The organism is Streptomyces sp. NPDC055400 (assembly GCF_053644375.1).
Genome location: NZ_JBSHLM010000001.1, coordinates 30,867 through 48,377, shown reverse-complemented (window position 1 = coordinate 48,377; position 17,511 = coordinate 30,867). Strand labels below are relative to the sequence as shown.

13 protein-coding genes are annotated in these 17,511 nt (G+C 69.4%); 11 read left to right on the top strand and 2 right to left on the bottom strand.

The window, feature by feature from the left end:
- Positions 1 to 180: 180 nt before the first annotated feature.
- Positions 181 to 1,188 carry a LacI family DNA-binding transcriptional regulator gene (locus tag ACWIGU_RS00235; RefSeq protein WP_454395847.1) on the bottom strand — a complete coding sequence of 336 codons (1,008 nt, stop codon included), beginning with the start codon at positions 1,186 to 1,188 and terminating at the stop codon, positions 181 to 183.
- Positions 1,189 to 1,334: 146 nt separating this feature from the next.
- Between ACWIGU_RS00235 and ACWIGU_RS00230 the strand changes: the two genes are divergently transcribed.
- The 6 genes from ACWIGU_RS00230 to ACWIGU_RS00205 all read left to right on the top strand — a co-directional run bounded on the left by ACWIGU_RS00230 (position 1,335) and on the right by ACWIGU_RS00205 (position 7,849).
- Positions 1,335 to 2,159 carry an ABC transporter permease gene (locus ACWIGU_RS00230; RefSeq protein ID WP_454395845.1) on the top strand — a complete coding sequence of 275 codons (825 nt, stop codon included), beginning with the start codon at positions 1,335 to 1,337 and terminating at the stop codon, positions 2,157 to 2,159.
- Positions 2,156 to 2,944 (top strand): ABC transporter permease, encoded by a 789-nt coding sequence (locus ACWIGU_RS00225; RefSeq protein ID WP_454395843.1) that lies wholly within the window; start codon positions 2,156 to 2,158, stop codon positions 2,942 to 2,944. Before ACWIGU_RS00230 ends, ACWIGU_RS00225 begins: the two co-directional genes overlap by 4 nt.
- Positions 2,945 to 2,973: 29 nt before the next feature.
- Complete coding sequence (locus tag ACWIGU_RS00220) at positions 2,974 to 3,993, top strand: ABC transporter ATP-binding protein (RefSeq protein ID WP_454395841.1); 1,020 nt, start codon at positions 2,974 to 2,976, stop codon at positions 3,991 to 3,993.
- Positions 3,990 to 5,036, top strand: a complete 1,047-nt coding sequence (locus tag ACWIGU_RS00215; RefSeq protein ID WP_454395839.1) for an ABC transporter substrate-binding protein — start codon at positions 3,990 to 3,992, stop codon at positions 5,034 to 5,036. The genes ACWIGU_RS00220 and ACWIGU_RS00215 overlap by 4 nt, the downstream gene beginning before the upstream one ends.
- Positions 5,033 to 6,013, top strand: coding sequence for a nucleoside hydrolase (locus ACWIGU_RS00210; protein ID WP_454395837.1), 981 nt, complete (start codon positions 5,033 to 5,035; stop codon positions 6,011 to 6,013). The genes ACWIGU_RS00215 and ACWIGU_RS00210 overlap by 4 nt, the downstream gene beginning before the upstream one ends.
- Positions 6,014 to 6,163: 150 nt before the next feature.
- Positions 6,164 to 7,849 (top strand): adenine deaminase, encoded by a 1,686-nt coding sequence (locus tag ACWIGU_RS00205; protein WP_454395835.1) that lies wholly within the window; start codon positions 6,164 to 6,166, stop codon positions 7,847 to 7,849.
- Positions 7,850 to 7,997: 148 nt separating this feature from the next.
- Here the strand turns inward: ACWIGU_RS00205 and ACWIGU_RS00200 are convergent, their stop codons facing one another.
- The gene (locus ACWIGU_RS00200) at positions 7,998 to 9,020 is read right to left on the bottom strand and encodes a LacI family DNA-binding transcriptional regulator (RefSeq protein ID WP_454395833.1); all 1,023 of its coding nucleotides are present in this window, start codon (positions 9,018 to 9,020) and stop codon (positions 7,998 to 8,000) included.
- A 267-nt stretch (positions 9,021 to 9,287) separates the two neighbouring features.
- Between ACWIGU_RS00200 and speB the strand changes: the two genes are divergently transcribed.
- The 5 genes from speB to ACWIGU_RS00175 are packed head-to-tail and all read left to right on the top strand — an operon-like array spanning position 9,288 to position 17,466.
- Positions 9,288 to 10,499 (top strand): agmatinase, encoded by a 1,212-nt coding sequence (gene speB / locus ACWIGU_RS00195; protein WP_454395831.1) that lies wholly within the window; start codon positions 9,288 to 9,290, stop codon positions 10,497 to 10,499.
- A gap of 53 nt (positions 10,500 to 10,552) precedes the next feature.
- Positions 10,553 to 12,178: an ABC transporter substrate-binding protein gene (locus tag ACWIGU_RS00190; protein ID WP_454395829.1), complete on the top strand. Its 1,626-nt coding sequence runs from the start codon at positions 10,553 to 10,555 to the stop codon at positions 12,176 to 12,178.
- A 7-nt stretch (positions 12,179 to 12,185) separates the two neighbouring features.
- Complete coding sequence (locus tag ACWIGU_RS00185) at positions 12,186 to 15,566, top strand: dipeptide ABC transporter ATP-binding protein (protein WP_454395827.1); 3,381 nt, start codon at positions 12,186 to 12,188, stop codon at positions 15,564 to 15,566.
- Positions 15,566 to 16,450: an ABC transporter permease gene (locus ACWIGU_RS00180; RefSeq protein ID WP_454395825.1), complete on the top strand. Its 885-nt coding sequence runs from the start codon at positions 15,566 to 15,568 to the stop codon at positions 16,448 to 16,450. Before ACWIGU_RS00185 ends, ACWIGU_RS00180 begins: the two co-directional genes overlap by 1 nt.
- Before the next feature lie 17 nt (positions 16,451 to 16,467).
- A complete protein-coding gene (locus tag ACWIGU_RS00175) occupies positions 16,468 to 17,466 on the top strand; it encodes an ABC transporter permease (RefSeq protein ID WP_454395823.1) in 999 nt (332 codons plus the stop codon).
- The last annotated feature ends 45 nt before the right edge of the window (positions 17,467 to 17,511 follow it).

Sequence of the window (17,511 nt, the reverse complement as noted above, 5' to 3'; positions counted from 1 at the left end):
CTCCAACCCCACCGTGCAGACCGCATCTCTCCTTTGTTCAGATCGGCCCAGCAATAGTCGAGCCTGCCGCTGGCGAATGCCGCCGCTCGGAAGCCGGCTCGGCCGCCGTTGGTCAGCCCGATCGTCCAAGAGTCCAGGCGGTGGAAGACAACGCACGTGAAGTCGAACGCAGGCTTCGCCTCACTCGCCCGCCCGCACCACGGCGGACGGCATAGCGGCCGCCGGCGCCGTCGATTGGCCGACCATCAACTCGGTGGCGATACGCAGCCGTCGGGCCCGCTTGGAAGGCTTTACGTCGTGGAGGAGGCGGACGGCTGCGATGCCGGCCTCTTCGAGGGGCACCCTGAGCGTCGTGGTGTCGGGACGGTCCGTGCTGATCGCGGTCAGGTCGTCCGATGCGGCCAGGCTGATGTCCTCGGGGACGCGTACGCCCGCGTCGCGCAGGCCCAGATGGAGGCCGAGGAGCAGGTAACTGCTGTACGCCACCACGGCGGTGACATCGCGGGCGGCGGCGATGCGCTCGGCGACGGCCAGGCCCGCATCGATGCGGGGCGGGACGGGGCCCAGAACTCTGATGCCGACTCCGGTGCGCCGGGCGGCTTCCTCGACGGCGGCGCACCGGCGTTCGGCCATCCATGAGTCCTCCGGCCCGCCCACGTACGCGACGGACCGGTGGCCGAGGCCGGCCAGGTGCGTCACGATGTCGGCGACGCCGCCGGGGGTGTCGATCAGCACGCCGGGTACCGAGGGCACTGTCCGGTCGACAGTGGCGACCGGAAGCCTCGAAGTGAACGCGCGGATCGCCGGGTCCGGACTGAGCGGCGCGATGAAGACGAGCCCGTCGACGCGGGAGGCCAGTTTGCCCGCCAGTTCGCGCTCTCTGCTCTGGGAGCCCTCGGACACGGCGAGCAGGATGTTGTCGCCCTGCTCGGACAGTGCGCGCTGCACGCCCGTGACGATCGGGGCGAAGTAGGGGTTGGCGAGGCTGGGTACGAGGACGCCGATCAGTCCGGTGCGCCCGGTGGTCAAGGCCCGGGCGCTCGCGTTGAACTCGAAGCCCATGGTTTCGGCTGCTGTCGTGACCCGTTCGCGCGTGCCGGCGGCCACCATGTCGGGCCGGCTCAACGCCCGCGACGCGGTCGCCTTGGACACTCCCGCCGCCCGTGCGACGTCCGCAAGCGTCACCATCTCGCCCCCCAGTGTGTGTAACCGGATCTTTACACGAGTGCGTTGACGCCTCGCTTCGTACGAAAGTATCGTCCACATCGGCCGGTTGTTGCAACCGGTTGCAGCAACCGGTTGTAGGACTCCATGAGACGAGAGGAGGCGTGGTCGTGTCCCGGAAGGCCACCTTGGGGCTGCTGCTCGCGCCCGGCCTGGGCCTGCTGGCGTTCGGCTTCGCGTTCCCCTTCGTGACGACGCTCTTCGCGCCGCCCGCCGCAGAGAACCCGGACGTACTGGGCAGCTTGGGCACCATGCTCACCGACAGCTACGTGCTGGAGGTACTCGCCCGCACCGTGCGGGTGGCCGTCACCGTCACCGTTGTCTGTCTGGTCTTCGGTTTTCCGACCGCCTATCTCATCTCCCGGGCCCCCAAGAGCCGTCAGGGCCTGCTGCTCGCCCTCGCGGTCTTCCCGCTGCTGCTCAGCACGGTGGTGCGGACGTTCTCCTGGCTGGTCATCCTCGGCCGCAACGGCCTCATCAGTGACGTTGTCACGGCGACCGGCCTCACTGACCGTCCACCGCAGCTGCTCTACACGGAGTTTGCCCTGGTCGCCGGGCTCACTCAACTGTTCATGCCGCTGGTGATCCTCACCTCGTACAGCTCGCTCTCGCACATCGACCCGGGACTTGAGGACGCCGCGCGTGGCCTGGGTGCGAGCGCCGGCCGGGCCTTCCGGCAGGTCGTGCTGCCGCTCGCGCTGCCCGGCGTCCTGGTGGGGGCGACTCTGGTGTTCGCCGGAGCTGTCACCGCCTTCACCACACCGTTGCTGCTCGGCGGCTCCCGCAACCGCACCCTGGCGACACTGCTCTACAACTACGCGAATGTGAAGCTGGACTGGGGCGGGGCCAGCGCCGTCGCACTGATCATGACCGTACTGGTGCTCGTTGTCGGCTGGGCCTCGGGCAAAATATCGGCGAAGGTGGCCACGTCGTGATACGCCGACGCCCTGTTCTGTCTCTGCTGTCCGCCCTTGCGATGGCGTTCCTGCTCGGGCCCATTCTGCTCGTCGTCGCCATCGCCTTCTCCTCCGGCGACACCGTCGAGTTCCCCCCGCCCGGATTCTCCCTGCGCTGGTTCGGCCAGGCCCTCTCCAACACCTCGTTCCAGCAGGGCCTGGCGACCAGCGCCATGGTGGCCGCAGGCGCGACACTGCTCGCACTCGCGCTCGGCATCCCGGTGGCTCTGGCCGTGCAGCGCCACAAGTTCCGAGGCCGCAAGGCCGTCGAGACCCTCTTCCTTTCCCCCGCGATCGTGCCCGAGCTGGTTCTTGGCTTCGCCCTCTTCCAGCAACTCATGGTGACCATGCGGATCACGGCGCTCGGAGCGCTCCTGATCGGCCACACCGTCCTGCTGCTGCCCTACGCGGTGCGCGTCACAGGTGCCTCGCTCGCCCTGTCGGACCCAGCCCTCGAAGAGGCCGCCCGGGGCCTGGGCGCCGGACCGCTCCGCACGTTCTTCGCGATCACACTGCCGGTGATGACGCCAGGCATCGTGTCGGCGGCCGTGCTGTCCTTCCTGACCTCGTTCAACAACGTCCCGCTGTCCCTGCTCCTCAAGGGGCCGGGGACCTCCACGCTGCCCGTCGAGATGCTCAATTACGTGCAGTACTCCTACGACCCCGTGGTGGCCGCGGTGAGCACACTGCTGCTCGCGGCCACGGTCGGCGCGGCCCTGCTGACGGAGCGTCTCGTCGGATTCAACAAGGTCTTCAGTCGGTGAGCACCATACGCAAGGACAGGAAGTCGGCCATGACTCCAGTGGTTCAACTCGACGCCGTATCCCGGGAGTTCGCGGGCACGGCAGCCGTACGGGACCTCGATCTGACCGTACGCCGCGGAGAGTTCACCGCACTTCTCGGGCCCAGCGGCTGCGGCAAGACCACCACCCTGCGAATGATCGCCGGGTTCCTCGAGCCCACCTCGGGCCGCATCCTGCTCGAGGGTGAGGACGCCACCCGGCTTCCCGCGGAGCGCCGCAACATCGGCATGGTCTTCCAGTCCTATGCGCTCTTCCCCCACATGAGCGTGGAGAAGAACGTCGCCTTCGGGCTGAAAATGCGCGGTGTTCCGGACCGCGAGCTGCGCGCCTGCGTCGGCGAGGCCCTGGAGCTCGTAGGTCTCTCCCACCTCTCCGGCCGCAAGCCCAAGCAGCTGTCCGGCGGTCAGCAGCAGCGCATCGCGCTCGCCCGAGCCATCGCCGTACGCCCCTCGGTGCTCCTCCTCGACGAGCCCCTGTCCAACCTGGACGCGCGCCTGCGGATCCAGATGCGCCAGGAACTCGCCCGCATCCAGAAGGAGACAGGGCTCACCGCGATCCTTGTCACGCACGACCAGGAGGAGGCACTGGAACTCTCCGACAACATGGTCATCCTCAACCAGGGCACCGTCGCCCAGCAGGGCGCCCCGCGCGAGGTATTCCGCGCCCCCGCCGACCGTTTCGTCGCCGAATTCCTCGGCTACGAGAACTTCGTCGAGCTGCCGGACGGCCGAACGGTCACCATCCGGCCCGAACACGTTGACGTCCTCACCCCCGAATCCCCAGTGCCCGCCGGCGGCACCACGGTCGACGCCGACCTCACCGCCGTGCGGTTCCGCGGCACCGACTGCGTCGTCACCGCCACGTCCAAGGGCCGCACCGTCCTGGCCACCACCAGCGATTTCGCGTTGCGCACCGGCCAGCGGATCCGCCTCTACCTCCCCGCCGCTCACACGATCGATCTCCCCCGGACCGATCTCCCCCGGACGAAGCAGGAGCTCCCCGCCCCATGAGACGACTCGCCACCACCACCGCCGCGACCGTGCTGATCCTCCCGCTCGCAGGCTGCGCCGGATCGGCCTCCGGGCAGCAGGACCCCAAGAAGCTGACCGTTTCCACCTTCGGCTTCGGCGTCGACCAGTTCGAGAACAACATCGTCGAGCCGTTCGAGAAGGAGACCGGCATCGACGTCCAGATCGAGAACGGCGACAATGCCGAGCGGCTCACCAAGCTCAGGATGCAGCGCTCCGACCCGGACGTGGACGTCGCCATGATCTCCGACCTCTTCGCGCGGCAGGGCCGGGAACAGGGCCTGTTCGACAAGATCGACCCTGCGGCGGTCCCCAACCTCAAGAAGATCCATGCCTTCGCAAGGGACAAGGACGGCTACGCCCCGGCGTACACGTACCAGCTGCTCGGCATGCTCTACCGCAGCGACAAGGTCTCACCGGCGCCGGGCATCAAGGACCTCTGGAAGGCTGAGCACAAGGGCAGGATCGCTCTCCCCGACATCTCGACCAGCGCCGGCGTCCCCTTCCTCTACGGCACCGCGGCGACCTTCGGCTCGGGCCCCCGGGACACCGACACCGCGTTCAAGAAGCTGTCCGGCAACACCCCCAACGTGCTGAAGTACTTCAGCCGCAGCACCGAGGTCGTCAGCCTCCTCGAGCGCGGCGAGGTGGAGATGGCCCCGGCACTCGACCTGTTCGCCATCGACCCGGTCAAGGCCGGCAAGCCGATCGCCTGGGCACCGCTCGACAAGGGTCGCTACATGGTCTCCAACACCGCACAGTTGGTGAAGGGCGCGCACAACAAGGCGGGCGCGCAGAAGTTCATCAACTACCTGCTGTCGACGAAGGCTCAGGAGAAGGCCGCCACCACCTTCCACGACAAGCCGGTCAACAAGGACGCCAGGATCCCCGCGGACATCACCAAGGTCGTGGGCGACGCGGCGACCGACCCCGCAGCGCACGGCTTCACCATCCCCGACCTCAAACTGGCCGCGAAGAACAACGACGACTGGGTCGACCGCTTCGAGCGAGAGGTCTCCGGGTGACACACCCCGAACCGGTCGTTATCGACTGCGACCCCGGCATCGATGACGCCGTCGCACTGATGCTGGCCTTCGCGTCCCCCGAACTCGACGTCACCGGCATCACCACCGTCGCCGGAAACGTCGGGATCGGGCAGGTCGTGGCCAACGCGCTGGCCCTGTGCGACCTGATCGGCGTGGACGCGCGGGTACCCGTGCTGCGCGGACACGCCGGGCCGATCGCCCGCGCCGTGCGTGTCCCGGACGAGCCCGTCCACGGTGCGGGCGGGCTCGGAGGAGTGGAACTCGCGCGGTCCGCGCGCACGCCACACGCGACCCACGCCGTCGAGTGGCTGGCCGAACAGCTGCGTGAGCGGGGGCCCGCGGGCACCACGGTCATCGCGACCGCGCCGCTCACCAACATCGCGTCCCTCCTTCACACCCGTCCGGAGGCCGCCGTCTCGATCAAGGAGATCGTCCTGATGGGCGGGGCGGCCTTCGCGCCGGGCAATGTCACGCCATCGGCCGAGTTCAACTTCTTCGCAGACCCCGAGGCCGCCCGATTCGTGACCGAGGCCGGCGTGCCGCTGCGGATCGTCGGTCTCGACGCGACCCGCAAGGCGCTGACCACCCGGGACGACATCGCCCAGCTGCTGGCCGGCGGCGCGCCGGTCACCGACGCGGCGGGCCGGATGCTCGGCCATCTCGCCGCCCGCTACGAGCAGCGCCACGGCGTCGCAGCCTGCGCGGTGCACGACGCACTCGCGGTGGCGGCGGCCGTGCGGCCCGACCTGATCGAGTGGACGGATGCCTGGGTGACCGTGGAGTGCGGCGGCGAGTTTTCCCGCGGCAAACTCATCGCCGATGTGCACGGCCGCATGGGGCTGCCGCACAACGCGAAGATCGCCACCGGCGTCGACACCGTGGCCTTCCGCGCGTTCCTGACGACCCGCCTGCTGCGCCGCTACGGAGGCGACACCCCCGACCACATCAGCCACTGACCACGTACCACTCTGCCGAGCCGCGGCGGTCGCCACCACACCACACCGCACCGCACCGCACCGCAACGGACCGGCCGAGGCCCGACATCCGCGCCGAAGCCGATGCCCCGCGCTCGCCGCCGAGGCGGACGACCGAACGAGAGATCGCCGATGCCTGCGCCCAACCACTGCGACCTGCTGATCCGCGGAGCCCGCGTGGTATCCGTCCACACCGGGGAGCAGACCTCCGCCGATGTCGCCGTCACCGGTGATGTGATCCGTGCGCTGCTCCGGCCCGGCACACCGATCGATGCCGGTCAAGTCGTCGACGCCGACGGCCTGTTGGTGGCACCCGGCTACATCGACGCACACATGCACATCGAGAGCTCGCTGCTCGCTCCGCGCGAGTTCGCCCGGATCACGCTGCGGCGCGGCACTACGACGGTGCTTGCCGACCCACACGAAATCGTCAACGTCGCAGGCCGTGACGCCATGGCGTGGATGATCGAAGAGGGCCGCGGCGCCCAGCAGTCCATGCAGTGGGCCGTGCCCTCGTGCGTACCGGCTCTAAAGGGTTTCGAGACGGCGGGGGCGGCGCTCGACGCCGACGACATCGCCGAGATGCTCGACTGGGACGGCGTCACCACGCTCGGCGAGGTGATGGACTACCGGGCCGTCGTCGACGGCAACCACCGGATGCGCAGCATCGTCAACGCCGCCCGCGCCAAGGGCGTACGCCTCGACGGGCACTGCCCGAACCTCTCCGGTGACGACCTCGGCGAGTACCTGTGGGCGGGCATCGACTCCGACCACACCAAGAACTCGCCCGCGGTCGCCGTCGAGAAGGCCCGGCTCGGGATGCTGCTGATGCTCCAGGAGAAGTGCCTCACTCCAGAGTTGGTGAGCACACTTGCCAGTCTTCCCGTGCAGCCCGACTTCTGCCTGGTCACCGACGACCTCGCGGCGGACGCCATCGTCGAGCGCGGGCATCTGGACCACATCGGGCGGGTAGCGGTCGATGCCGGCATGGACCCGTTGACGGCGCTGCGGGCGCTGACTCTGCACCCAGCCCGCCGCCTCGGCCTGGACGACCGCGGAGTTGTCGCTCCCGGGCGGCGCGCGGACCTGGTTCTGCTGCGCGACCTGTCCGACTTCACGCCGGTCATGGTCGTCTGCGGCGGACGCCCGGTCGAGGACAGCGCCCCCGAGACCCCGACCACCAACCCCTTCGCCCAGTCCGTCCACCTCGGCCCGCTGGACGCGGACGACATCAGCTGGACGGTGGACCTGCCGGACGGCGAACACACCTTCCGCGCCCTGCGGGTCAACCCGGTGGACACCTTCACCGAGCCTGCCGAGGTCGTCCTCCCCGTGCGGGACGGCGTTGTCCAATGGGAGGGCCGTACGGCGGTCCTGACCGTTTTCGAGCGCCACCGTCGCAGCGGGCGACGCACGACGGCACCGGTGGTCGGCTTCGATCTGTCCGAGGGAGCCGCCGCCACGACGTACGCGCACGACAGCCACAACCTCACCGTGATCGCCACGACGGCCGCGGCGCTGCGTGAGGCCGCCAACCGTGTCATCGCCTCGCACGGCGGGATCTCCGTCATCGTCGAGGGGAGGCAACCGGTACACCTGTCGCTGCCGGTGGCCGGCGTCCTGTCCGACCGTCCGGCGGAGGAGGTGGCCCGTCAGGCGGCCGCTGTCCGCGACGCCCTGCACCGCTGGGGGTGGCAGCACCGCAACGCGTTCATGTCCATCTCAACCATGACGCTACCGGTCTCACCGCAGGTCAAGCTGACTGACATGGGCCTTGTGCGGGTGGTCGACCGGGCCTGGGAGCCGGCTGTCCTCTGACGCGTCAAGGCAAGGGGCTCACAGGGTCAGGAACGACCTCGGCCGCGCCGGAGCAGAGGCCGACGCCGATCGGGTTGCACCGTCCGTCCGTGATACGCATGCACCTTCGACGTCGGGGTCCCACACAGCGGGTAGGGCTCCGGCGGTCTCAGCGTGGTGTTCTACCAGGTGTTGGGTGGCGGGTGGTGGAGTCGCGCCAGTGGGTCTCGGCTGGTACGACGGTTCGGTGGCGTGGGGCCTGTCCTTGGTGTTCGATCATGTGGATGAGGAGTCGGGCGCACTCTCGCCCCAGGGCGCGCGGGTGTATGTCGATTGCCGTGATGGCGGGCGAGGTAATCGCCAGGGTAGGGCTGTCGCCACAGCAGGCCAGCATGATGTCCCTGCCAGGGGTGCGTCCTAGGTGCCGCAGGGCGGCGAGCGCGCCCCGGACTATGGGCTCGGACGACGCAATGAGGAGGTCGGTGGCGGGCTCGGCTGCCAGCAGTTGCCGGACCTGGGCCTCGTGCTCGTCGGTGTCGGTGTTGCCGAATCGGCTCTGCCGGGTGGTGCCGGGCAGGCCTCGCTCCTGGCACCAGGCGAGGAAGGCCGTGCGGAGCAGCACGCCCCAGCCGCTGTTGGAGTCTGGGCCGATGAAGGCAGGGTGCGTGATTCCCTGGTCCAGTGCGTGGTCGAGGATCTCGCGGAGCGCCCGTTCGTGGTCGGCCACTACGATCGGCGAGCCGGGCACGCCTGGGGGGTAGTGCTCGCCGGCGACGATGGGCAGGCCGGCCTCCAGCAGCTGCCGAGCACGTAGGTCGTCGGCGATGGGGTCGGCGATGATCACGCCGTCCACGCGGGGTATGAGGTTGCGTGGCACCTGCGGGTTGCTGGAGAGCAGCGTGAGGTCGTAGTCGTGGGCCTGGGTGCCCTCTAGAGCGCCGGTGACGAACTCGCGGAAATAGTCGGACGCGAAGCGGTCGCCCGCGTGCAGGCCTACCGAGCGGACGGCCCCGGTGCGCAGCCCGCGGGCGACCAGGTTGGGCCGGTAGCTCAGCCTGCGTGCCGCGTCGAGGACGGCCTGGCGTGTCGCGTCGGTCATTCGGCCCGTGCCGGAGAGTGCGTCGGACGCGGTGCTCCGGGAGACGTTCGCGACTCGGGCGACGTCCTTGAGGGTGACAGCCTGGCGCTTCATGCGGCACATCCTACGAATCCCGCCGCAGAGCCTCGGAATTCCGTGAACCTCTTTTCACCCCAGGGACCTTGGGGCACCGAGCGCCTGTTACGTGCAGGCTTCTGCGGCGAGTCCGGCGGAGTCGTGGAACTGCGCTTGGTGGTCGGCTCTGTAAACACCGGGCCCGGCAGGGGGCTACGCCGTTGACGGATCGATCCGGCAGTTCATAACTTCCAGCTACGCCCGGGCCGTTCACCGATGCCAACTGAATCCGTGATGAGAGAGTTCATGCCTGACAACGGCTCCACACCCGAGCACGACCACACCCACAACGGCCACCACCATCACCACGACTTCCCTGAGGGCTTCTGGGAGCAGCCACCGCGGCTCGGGCAGGGACTCGAGGGCCACGGCGCCGTCGACGACTTCAATGTCGGCCGCAAGCCTGGCCCGATCTTCGTCAACCGCAAGAACGAGGGCGGATTCTCGGGCATCCAGACCTTCGCCAAGCTCCCCGTCTGTCTCACCCCTGAAGACCTCAAAGCCGGCAAGATCGATGTGGCGGTCTGCGGTGTTCCGTGGGACGCCACCGCCGGCGGCCGCAGCGGCACCAACCACGGCCCGCTGGCCATCCGGGCTTGCGACTACAAGGGCGGGTACGGTCGGCCGCACTACTCCCTCGACGTACATGTCGACGCGTTCGAGACCCTCAACTGCTGTGACTACGGCGACGCCCCGGTCAAGACAGGCAACACCTGGACAACCTTCGAGGGCATCCGGAAGTTTGTCGGCACCATCGTCGACTCAGGTGCGATTCCGATCATCCTGGGCGGTGACCACGCGACTACGTGGCCTTCCGCCACCGCGGTCGCCGACCATTACGGCTACGGCAAAGTCGGCATCGTCCACTTCGACGCGCACGCCGACACCGGCACCGACGCGCCCGGCACCCTCGCCAGCCACGGCACTCCGATACGCAAGCTCATCGAGAGCGGAGCCATCCCCGGCAAGAACTTCGTCCAGGTCGGTCTTCGCGGCTACTGGCCCGACCAGGAGGTCCTGGACTGGATGGACGGGCAGCGGATGCGTACGCACTTCATGGCCGAGATCAACCGCGACGGCTTCGACACGGTGCTGGAGCGCGCGGTGGACGAGGCCCTGGACCAAGCTGACCATCTGTACATCTCGCTCGACATCGACGTCGCCGACCCGGCGTTCGCGCCCGGCACTGGCACCCCTGAGCCCGGCGGACTGACCAGCACCAACGTGCTCACCGCGGTGCGCCGGCTGTGCGCGGAGGTGGGCATCGTCGGGATGGACGTCGTCGAGGTGAGCCCGCCCTACGACGACCGCGGCGAGATCACCGCGCTGCTCGCCAACCGCGCGGTCCGCGAGGCCCTGACCGGCATCGCCATGCGCCGCAAGGGCCTCACTGAGCGGGACTACCTGCACCCCCATGCCCTCGGCCGGGCCGGTACCAGGCACGGCGCCACCGGCTGACCCTCCGGCGCCCGCGGACCGATGCCCCCTCACTCGCCCTGGAGCGACAGCCCATGACCAGATCACTTCCGCCACGAGCCACCCGCCCCGCGCGAGCGGCCGCCATGGCCGCCGTCCTCGCCCTCGCCGTCAGCGCCTGCGGCGGATCGGACGACGGCGCCCGTCCCTCCGCGGCGCCGAAGAACGGCGTCCTGCGCGTGGGCCTGCTCAACGACATCGGCCAGCCCCCGGATCCCGACGTCTACTACGCGGGCAATGGCCTCGCGCTCACCACCAACATGTACGAGGGCCTGGTGAAGTACGAGCCGGGGACCGCCAAGTCGAAAATCGTGCCCAGCCTGGCGACCTCCTGGAAGGTCTCGGACGACAACCGCATCTACACCTTCGCCCTCCGCAAGGGCGTCACCTTCCACGACGGCACCAGGTTCACAGCCGCTGCAGTCAAGACGTCCTTCGACCGCCGCACCGCCGTCGGCGCCGGCCCCGCCTACACCGTCGCCGACGTGAAGTCCGTCAAGAACCCCGACGAGTTCACCGCCGTGGTGACCCTCAAGAAGCCGAACTCCGCCTTCCTGGACAGCCTGGCCTCGCCCTATGGGCCCCGGATGCTCAGCCCGACCGCTCTGAAGGAGCACGCCGGCAAGGACCACGGCCAGACCTACCTGCGCACCCATTCCGCCGGCACCGGGCCCTACCGCCTCACCCAGGCTCGCGTCGGCGACCAGTACCAGATGAAGGCGTACGAGGGGTACTGGGGCGGCAAGGCCACCTTCACCACCATCGACATGCCGGTGTACTCCGACACCTCCGCCATGCAGCTGGCCCTCAACAACGGCCGGCTCAGCGCCATCATCGGCGCCGTCCCGTCCGCCTCCCAGGCCCGCTACGTCAAGGACCGCAATTTCAACTCCTACAGCCTGCCGTCCTTCCAGGTCGGTGTGCTGTACATGAACCCCAACCGGCCATTCATGGCCACTGCCAAGGCGCGCCATGCCATGTTCGACGCCGTGGACTGGCGCAGCGTCATCAAGCAGGTGGTGACATACAAGGCCGAGCTTGCCACCGGCGCGTACTCGCGCGGCGCGGTCACCGGCGGCGCCGACACCAAGGCCATGAAGCACGACCCCTCGGCGCTCACGAAGTACGCCGCGAGCCTGCCGGCCGCCGCCAAGAAAGTCGTCATCGGCCACAGCTCCGCCAGCGCCGACGACGCGCAGATAGCCAACCTCGTTGCCGCGCAGCTGCAGAGCATGGGCATCGGCGCCACCATCACCGCCTACCAGACGTCCCAGGTCTTCGGAAAGTTCGCCAAGGACCCCAAGAACGCTCCGGACCTCTACATCGCCTCCAGCACCTGGCCGGACGCCAATAACCCCTACATGTACGGACATGTGTTCTGGGACAAGGACGGCGGCCTCAACCACCTCCAGTGCTCAGACACGAAGACCACCGCGCTGCTTGCCAAGGCGCTTCAGACCGGCGACATGAAGACCTATGCCGCCGCAGGAAAGGCCATCACAGCGGCTGCCTGCACCCCTACCTGGGCCTACGCCAACGACTTCGTGGTGACGCAGCCCTGGCTTGGTAACGTCAAGCAGTCCCACAGCATCGCCGAGCCGTACACGCTGGACTTCAACACCCTGAAGATCCAGCGCGGCCAGGCTCGTGAGAAGCAGTAGCCGGCCGTTGTCGCGCCGCCGGCCGACAGTCCGTCCGACCCGTGCCCGCGACCTGCCCGCCGCCTTCTGGTGGCTGTGGTTCGCGGTGCTGGTCACCTGGACGGGACGGTTCGTCATCCCGTTCATGACGATGTTTCTCACCCGGGACGCTGGGTTGTCCGCTTCCGAGGCCGGGCTGGTGGTCTCCGGCTACGGCGGCGGCGTGGTGGTCTCGACGCTCGTCGGCGGTGTGCTCACGGACGCCATGGGTCGCAAGCGAACCCTGGTCGCCAGCCTGCTGCTGTCGGCGGCCGCTATGGCGGTGATCCCGTCGTTCCACGACCCGGCCGTGATTGCGTTCCTGCTGTTCGCGTTCGGCCTGGTCAACGGCGCCACGCAGCCGGCCGTGACGGCGCTGGTGACGGATCTGGCCGGGCCGGAGCACCAGCGGGCCGCCTTCGCCTACAAGTACTGGGCGGTCAACCTCGGTTACGCCGTCGGCCCGGTGATCGCCGGGCTGATCGCCGACCGAGCCTTCGAGTTCCTCTTCTACGGGCAGGCCTGCGTGGGGTTGATGGCGGCGGCGATCGTGGTGGCCCGCGTGCCCGAGACATACCCCGCCCGTGAGCGGCGGGCCGCCCGCCCGGCCGCCGCCGCTCACGGCTCAGCCGTCGGCCCGCCGGCTCCTGTCGCCCGCCTCGCGGACGTGCTCCGTGACCGGGTCTTCCTCACCTTCACGGCCGCCATGTTCGTGTACTCCACGGTGTATGTGCAGTCCACGGTCTCACTCCCGGTGACCCTGGTGGACGACGGGTTCAGCACCCAGGAGTACGGCTTCCTGCTCACCCTGAACGGCGTGCTGCTGTGCGCGCTGCAGATCCCGTCTGCGCGCATGCTGAACCGTTGGCGCCGTGAGAAGGTGCTGGGCGCAGCGCTGTGCGTCACCGCGCTCGGCGTCGGCCTCCAGGCCATCGCGGACTCCTGGATGTTCTACGCCGCCGCCGTCGCCATCTGGACCCTCGGCGAGATGGGCGCCCATCCCTCCGCGCAGTCCATCGCGGCCGACATGTCGACCCGGCACACCCGCGGCCGCTACCTGGGGACCTACGCGCTCGCCTTTTCCGCAGCCACCATGGCTGGGCCTCAAGTCGGTGGCACCGTCCTGCAGTACTTCGGTAGCACCGTCCTGTGGTGTGGGTGCGCCGCAGCCTGCCTGCTGGTGGCCGCGTTCCTGGCACTTACCGCGCGCTCCCGGGAGGCCCGCGTCGCCCGTACCGCCCCGGATCAGAAAGCCGAAAGTGGTCATCCCGCGGTCCAGCGGCCGCGACGTCCGCCGACGCCCGATCCCCCTCACCCGCCGCACTTCGATAGCGAGGTCGGACAGATGTCTCCCACCATCGATCAGCACAACCCACTGGACCGCGCGGCGGCGCCCGTGGCGTCTATTCGCAGTCTCCAGGTCAGCCTGGCGCGCCACGGCGCCCGCAGCGACGTCATACGCGGCGTCGACCTCGACATCCGGCCCGGCGAGATCCTCGGCCTTGTCGGCGAGTCCGGTTCCGGCAAGAGCATGCTGAGCCTGTCACTGCTCGGCCTGCTGCCGCACGCCTCCGCGCCGCACGTCACGGGCACCGTCACCGTCGCCGGCACCGACATGGTCTCAGGATCCGAGGCGGACCGGCGCCGGGCCCGCCGCGACGACCTGGGCGTGGTTTTCCAGGACCCTATGACGTCCCTCAATCCCACCATGCGGATCGGAGACCAGGTCACGGAGGCCGCCGGGTCTGCCGAGGAGGCTGTCCGGTTGCTGCGCGCGGTCGGTATCCCAGAGCCGGAGCGCCGGATGCGGGCCTACCCGCACGAGCTGTCCGGTGGGCTACGCCAACGCGTCATGATCGCCATGGCCGTGGCCGGCGGGCCCAAACTGATCGTCGCCGACGAGCCGACCACAGCGCTGGATGTCACCGTTCAGTCCCAAGTCCTCCGGCTGCTACGGGAGTTGGCCGACAAGATCGGCTGCAGCATCCTGATGATCACTCATGACCTGGGTGTGGCTGGGCAGATAGCCGACCGCATCGCGGTGATGTACGCCGGGCGGGTCGCCGAAGTCGGCCCGGCCGAACGGGTGCTGCGCGAGCCCCGCCATCCCTACACCATGGGCCTGCTCAGCTCCCGCATCGACTTCGGCACCGACCGGCACGCCCCCTTGCGCACCCTCGCTCTCGAGCCGGTCGGACGGTCTGCAGGCGACGGCGGCTGCGCCTACCGGCCGCGCTGCCCGCTGGCGGTGGAGCGGTGTGAACGGGAGATCCCGCAGCTCGATGCCCCAGGGGCCGACCTCCACGCCTCCGCATGCTTCCGAGCCGCCGAGGCGAGCGAGCGGATGGACGAAAACCGCCCGCCAGAGGGTGCACAGAAGACCACCGCCGTCCCAGAGGCCGGGACCGGCGGTTCGGGCGAGGTGGCGCTCAACGCCACCGAGGTGCGCTGCGAATTCCCCGTCCGAGACCGGCGCGGCCGCAAGGCCCTGCTCTCCGCGCTGCGCGGCGTGACCCTCGATCTCGAGGCGGGCGAGTCCATAGCGCTCGTCGGGGAGAGCGGCTCTGGCAAGTCCACCCTGCTGCGAATCATCGCCGAGCTGCAGAAGGCCACCGGCGGCAGCCTGGAGGGCCCCGACCGGGGCGACGTGCAGATGGTGTTCCAGGACGCCGGAGCTTCCCTCACCCCCTGGCTGTCCGTCCGGGAACTGCTGGCCGAACGGTTCGCCGGGCAACGTTGGAACCAGGCCGAGAAGGACAAGCGCGTAGCCGAGGCGCTGCAAGCCGTCGGCCTGCCTGCCGAGACCATGCACTCCCGTCCGACCCAGCTCTCCGGCGGGCAGCGGCAGCGGGTGGCGCTGGCACGCGCCACCATCATCCCGCCGAAGGTGCTGCTGTGCGACGAGCCGACCAGTGCCCTGGACGTCTCGCTCGCCGCGAGCGTGCTGAACCTGATCGGCAAGCTGCGCCGCGAACTGGGCATGGCTGTCGTCTTCGTCACCCACGACCTGTCCGTGGCCCGGATCATCGGGGACCGCATCGCGGTGATGTACCTGGGGCAGATCGTCGAAGCCGGATCGGCAGAGGAGGTCATCACCGACCCCAAGCACCCCTACACGCGCGCACTGATCCAGGCCGTGCCGGGGTTGGGCATGACACTGCCGGAGATTGCAGGCGAGCCGGCCAGCCCGTTCGACCCACCCGGCGGATGCGCCTACCACCCGCGCTGCCCAGTCGCCCGCAGGGAGTGCTCCGACACCGCGACCGGCATCCAACTCATGCCTATCGGGATGCGCCCGCCGGGCACCGCCCGGTCGCAGCGGCCGTCCCAGCGGCGCAGCGTCGCCTGCGTCCACCGAGGAGAGATCTGATGTCCGCAACCGACGCGGCAGGCACGCTGACGGCCGCACCCGCCATCCGGGGGCGGCTGCACCGCCCCCAACTGGCCGCCGGCTACCGCTACCTGGACTGGGCCATGCTGGGCCTCCTGGGCGTGGTCACGCTGGTGGCGCTGCTGGCGCCGATGCTGGCCCCGTTCGACCCGGTGGCTCCCACAGGGCAGATGTATGCGCAGCTCGGCTCTGCCGGGCACCTACTGGGCACTGACGCGATCGGACGGGACTTGCTGTCGCGCACCCTGTTGGGGCTGCGCACCAGCTGGCTGATGGCGATCGTGGTGGTCGCGGTGGGCCTGCTGGTCGGCGCGGTGACCGGCCTGGTGGCCGGTGCCTTCGGCGGCTGGGTGGACACCGTGCTGATGCGGGTGACGGACTTCTTCCTGGCCCTGCCGGCCCCGCTGGTGGCGATCGCGGTCGCGGCGGCGCTCGGCTCGGGTTTGTGGAACACCTTCGTGGCGATCTCGATCGTGTGGTGGCCGTTCTACGCCCGCATCATCCGCGGCGAGGTGCGAGCGCTTGCCGCACGGCCGCACGTGGAAGCGGCGCGGATGGCGGGGGTGGGCCGGACGCGCATCATCCTGCGACACCTGCTGCCGGGCGTGGTACCCGCCGCGGTGATCACGGCGAGCCTGGATATCGGGAATGTGGTGCTGGTTCTGGCCAGCCTGTCGTTCCTGGGCCTCGGGCAGTCCGCGCCGGCGCCGGAGCTGGGCGCGGACACCGCGCGCAGCATGTCCGAGCTGCTGGCGCACTGGTGGATCCCGGTGATCCCGGGGCTGGCCGTGATGTTCCTGAGCCTGGTGGCGAACCTCGGGGGCGACGCGGTGCGCAACGTGCTGGCCCGTCGCGGCCGCTGACGAAGGGTTTTCCGACCATGAACGTGCGTTTCCTCGCCTCACGCGCGGCCTCGCTGCTCGCCCTGCTGTTCGCGCTCTCGATCGTATTGTTCGTCCTTCAGGAGATCTCGCACGCCGACGCGGTGGCTGCGACGCTCGGGCCGACGGCGTCGCCGCAGGCGGTGGCCGCCGAGCGGGCCCGGCTGGGCCTTGACCGACCACCCGTCGAGCGCTACGCCGACTATCTGGGCGGGCTGGTCACCGGCGACCTGGGCACCTCGTTCCGCACCAAGAACCCGGTGACCGCCGACATCGGCACCTACCTGCCGGCCACCGTGGAGCTGGTGTTCTTCGCGCTGCTGGCGGCGCTGCTGCTGGCGCTGCTGTTCGCGGTCTCCAGCGTGCTGCACTGGAAGGGAGCGAGCGTGTTCCGCGGGCTGCTGTTCCTCGGCTCGACCTCGCCGACGTTCCTGCTCGGCATCGTCGGCCTGATCGTGTTCTACCAGCACTTGCACTGGTTCCCGCCGAGCGGGCGGACCAGCGGCGACACGCCACCAGACGGGCCGACAGGACTGTTGGTACTGGACGGAATTCTCACCGGTGACCTCGGCCTGAGCGGCGACGCTCTGCGACACCTGGTGCTGCCGGCGCTCGTGCTCGCAGTCGGCCCGGCACTGGCCATCGGCCGGGTGTTCCGGTCCAGCCTGCTGGAGACGCTGGAAGCCGAGTTCGTCCGCACCGCACGCTCCAAGGGCCTGCCCGAGCGGTCGATCGTCTTCCGGCACGTCGTGCGGAACTCGGTGAACGCCGCGCTGTCCATGAGCGGTCTGCAGATCGGCTTCATGTTCGCCGGCGTGCTGGTGGTGGAGAACGTCTTCAGCTGGCCCGGCCTCGGTAGCTACCTGGGAGCGTCCATCCCCGTCTCCGACTTCCCCGCCGTGGCCGGCGTGACGTTCATCCTCGCCTCGGTCTACATCATCGCCAACACGCTCGCCGACATCCTCCAGACGATCGCCGACCCACGCATTGCAATCTGAGCGGAGGCGACAACACCCCCAGGGCCGCAACACCTTGCCCGTGCG

Bases quoted from the DNA above. Each gene is read 5' to 3' on its own strand.
- ACWIGU_RS00235 (WP_454395847.1), bottom strand. From the start codon at position 1,188: ATGGTGACGCTTGCGGACGTCGCACGGGCGGCGGGAGTGTCCAAGGCG.
- ACWIGU_RS00190 (WP_454395829.1), top strand. From the start codon at position 10,553: ATGACCAGATCACTTCCGCCACGAGCCACCCGCCCCGCGCGAGCGGCC.
- ACWIGU_RS00215 (WP_454395839.1), top strand. From the start codon at position 3,990: ATGAGACGACTCGCCACCACCACCGCCGCGACCGTGCTGATCCTCCCG.
- ACWIGU_RS00205 (WP_454395835.1), top strand. From the start codon at position 6,164: ATGCCTGCGCCCAACCACTGCGACCTGCTGATCCGCGGAGCCCGCGTG.
- speB (WP_454395831.1), top strand. From the start codon at position 9,288: ATGCCTGACAACGGCTCCACACCCGAGCACGACCACACCCACAACGGC.
- ACWIGU_RS00200 (WP_454395833.1), bottom strand. From the start codon at position 9,020: ATGAAGCGCCAGGCTGTCACCCTCAAGGACGTCGCCCGAGTCGCGAAC.
- ACWIGU_RS00220 (WP_454395841.1), top strand. From the start codon at position 2,974: ATGACTCCAGTGGTTCAACTCGACGCCGTATCCCGGGAGTTCGCGGGC.
- ACWIGU_RS00175 (WP_454395823.1), top strand. From the start codon at position 16,468: ATGAACGTGCGTTTCCTCGCCTCACGCGCGGCCTCGCTGCTCGCCCTG.
- ACWIGU_RS00180 (WP_454395825.1), top strand. From the start codon at position 15,566: ATGTCCGCAACCGACGCGGCAGGCACGCTGACGGCCGCACCCGCCATC.